At 53.0% G+C, this 3214-nt stretch carries 2 protein-coding genes; both read right to left on the bottom strand.

The genetic code is table 11. The features are described 5' to 3' along the window. Positions 1-291: 291 nt before the first annotated feature. On the bottom strand, positions 292-1485 hold the full coding sequence (locus tag RWJ43_RS06520; RefSeq protein ID WP_314009107.1) for a GTP-binding protein: 1194 nt from the start codon (positions 1483-1485) through the stop codon (positions 292-294). 112 nt (positions 1486-1597) lie between these two features. Next, positions 1598-2656: an NAD(P)-dependent alcohol dehydrogenase gene (locus RWJ43_RS06515; RefSeq protein ID WP_035428696.1), complete on the bottom strand. Its 1059-nt coding sequence runs from the start codon at positions 2654-2656 to the stop codon at positions 1598-1600. Positions 2657-3214: the final 558 nt, after the last annotated feature.

Below are 3214 nucleotides of genomic sequence, written 5' to 3'. Positions count from 1 at the left end.
ACCTGATATGCATCTCTATGCATAAACTTCATCTAATATGCTAGAAAATGAATAGCGTCATATAAAAGATTTAACTATAGGTAAATTCCGCACCTAAGGAACACACCTAAGTCGGATAATCTGCTCAGATTGGGGCATATTACACACCTAATGAAGATAATCTGCATGCTTTAGCTATTTTCAGCGTCATGTATACGTCTTTTTGACAGATTATCCGACTTAGGTGTGTTTTGAACTGCCTCCCATTTCTCGTGTCCAAGAAATGGGAGGCAGTTCAATCAGAGGCTCTTTTTAGTTGCAAGTTTTATGCGCATGCTCGCCGTGGCCGTGCATGTGCTCGCCGTGGTCGTGCGCGTGATGCTCGTGTCCCTCGTGGTCGTGCTCGTGCGCGTGGTGCTCGTGGTGCTCGCCGTGCGCGTGGTGCTCGTGGTGCTCGCCGTGCGCGTGGTGCTCGTGACCTGCGTGCTCATGCTCGCAGTGCCCGTGCTCGTGGTCGCAGTGCTCATGCACGCAGTGACCATGCTCGTGGTCGCAATGCGAATGATCGTGCTCGTCAGCCAAGTCCGACTGCTCATGCCAGAATGCCGGCACAAACGCCTCGCGAAGTCCATGACGCAGCAGGTTGCGGCCAATAAACACGCACCTGGACTCTTCCTGAGGTTCGTCACCCGTAATCGCCCATGCGCGCTCTACCAGGTCAAACTTGACCCACTGATTACCGCACGGCAACGTACCTTTTGCGCGCGCAAGCTTTCCAAAAACGCCAGCCGACGCTGCGTCCAAAAGCCAAATCAAGTGCGTTGGACTTGGAAGCTCAGCGTGAGTCAGCGCCATAGTCTCCAAGTCAGGACCTTCGTCCTCATCACCAGCTGCATCTTTAAGAACAGAACCGTCAAGCGCGCGAGTCAGAAGACCATTCCACCACTCATCAGGAATATCAGCATATGAAGACTCCGCGATAATCTCTGCCTGCGGATTCATCTCTGCTGCAAGCTGCTTAATGGGCTCAGCAGCATCCTCGCTACCTGGAGCAAGCTTGGAAATCACCACACTCGAAGCGGCGCTCAGTTGATTGTCAAAAATCTCTGGGAAATCGGTGCGCTGATTCTGCCACGAAACGGCGTCGACCACGGTAACTGGCGCCAGCAAACTGATGCGCTCCCAGGCAACCTGATTCACGTTATCAAGAATGCTCTGCAGCTTAGCCACGCCAGTTGGTTCAACAATTAAATACTCGGGGTCGATGGTGTTTGAAATAGTCAGCACCGACGTCGCAAAATCCTGCTTGCCCGAACAGCAAATGCAGTTCTCGGTGGACTCCCAAACCTTGAGGTCGGAGTCCTGTCTCAGGCGACGCGCATCGATGTCTGCCTGGCCATATTCATTCTCGTAGATAGCAAAATCACGCCCAGTCCGGCGCACGAGCTCCTGAATGAAGGTGGTTTTACCAGCTCCAAGAAAGCCTGATACAACAAGGATTTTCATGAATACAACCGCTTCCTAAACTCCGTTGGCGCCCACCAACGCAAAAAGCTGGCGAGAAAACCGAACTTCTCGCCAGCTTAAACGTACTAAATCACGCGACCTAGTTGATTACCTAGTCGATAACAACAACTGGCTTGATGAGGTCAGCTGGCTTATCACGCATGGTGAAGAGAGCCTCCTCGAGGTGATCCCAGCCGTGGTAGAGATGGGTAACCTCTGGGTGAAGGTCAAGACGGCCAGAAGTGACCAGGCTGGAGAGCTTCTCCATGCGCAGACGGCCGCCAGGCATAAGGCCGCCACGGATGTCCTTGTGGCCCATACCAACGCCCCACTCGACGCGAGGAATGTTGACGTAGTCGCCGGAACCGAGGTAGTTGACGTTACCAATCTTTCCGCCAGGCTTGAGTGCCTTGACAGCGTCCTCGAAGGTCTCGCAGCCGCCGCCGTCGACGCAGACGCGGTCAACGCCCTTGCCGCCGGTGAGCTCCATGACCTGCTCCCAGATTGGGCCGTCCTTGTAGGAGATGAAGTCGGTTGCGCCGTAGCCCTTAGCTGCCTCAACACAGACTGGACGGGTACCAACAGCAATGATGCGAGAAGCACCGTGAAGTGCAGCACCAGCAACGGACATAAGACCGACAGGTCCAATGCCGATGACCAGGACAGTGTCGCCGAACTCAACGCCAGCCAGCTCAACTGCGTGGAAGCCAGTTGGAACCATGTCGGAAAGGATGCAGGCGTCTGCTGGATCCATGCCCTCTGGCATGTGAGCGAGGTTGCCGTCAGCGTCGTTTACGTGGAAGTACTCGGAGAAGACGCCGTCCTTGAAGTTGGAGAACTTCCAGCCAGCAAGCATGCCACCGGAGTGCATGGAGTAGCCAGCCTGAGCCTCAAGGGAGTTCCAGTCTGGAGTAATTGCAGGAACGAGGACGCGGTCGCCAGGCTTGAAGTCCTTGACGCACTCGCCGACCTCGACAACCTCTGCGGAGCACTCATGACCAAGAATCATGTTGTGGCGGTCGCCGATTGCGCCCTCCCACAGAGTGTGAATGTCAGATGTACAAATTGCGACCGCAAGTGGCTTGCAGATTGCGTCAAGAGGACCACACTTTGGTGTCTCCTTCTCAATCCAGCCGGACTCGCCGATCTTGAGCATTGCATAACCCTTCATAAAACCCTCCTAAAATCTGTGTTTCTGCAGTTGAAACACTACCTACCTCGTGGAGGAGCACGTCATACACGTGACACTGACGAGGCTTATAAACGTTTTTGCGAAAGCTCGCTGCTTTGTTGCAGCCACAATTGGGTCCTCTCCACAACAAAACGACGAACACTCGCGAAGTACATTTTCAAGCACTTTTTTACGTAAATCTAGAACGAAACCGTGAAAGGTTGAGCAGACTTTCATGAATTTTAGGCTGGCGAGAAATGCGGTTTACAAATATCCGATATTTGCGCACGTAAACAATGTGAACGCTAACATACCGTTAACCAAACCTTCGACCGATGAGGAACAACGCTTATCGGCGAGCGGTTACCGTTCACCGAAACAAAAGGGCAGATGTCCACTTTTCTGTTGTAAGCAAACGATGCCGAGTGGTATGAAGAGGCGTCTCAGCAGCTACGCAGGGGCGCTTTGTTATAATTCTGGCACATGAGTTTCTCGCCAAATGTCTTATGTTTGAGCACTTTTCTAGCGAGAAAATTTACCCGCCAGGAAGGAATTTAC

Origin of the sequence: Lancefieldella parvula (assembly GCF_963530955.1) — a bacterium.
GTDB classification, from domain to species: domain Bacteria; phylum Actinomycetota; class Coriobacteriia; order Coriobacteriales; family Atopobiaceae; genus Lancefieldella; species Lancefieldella parvula_A.
Note: the sequence above shows the minus strand (reverse complement) of the source record. Positions and strands in the feature narration are given on the sequence as shown.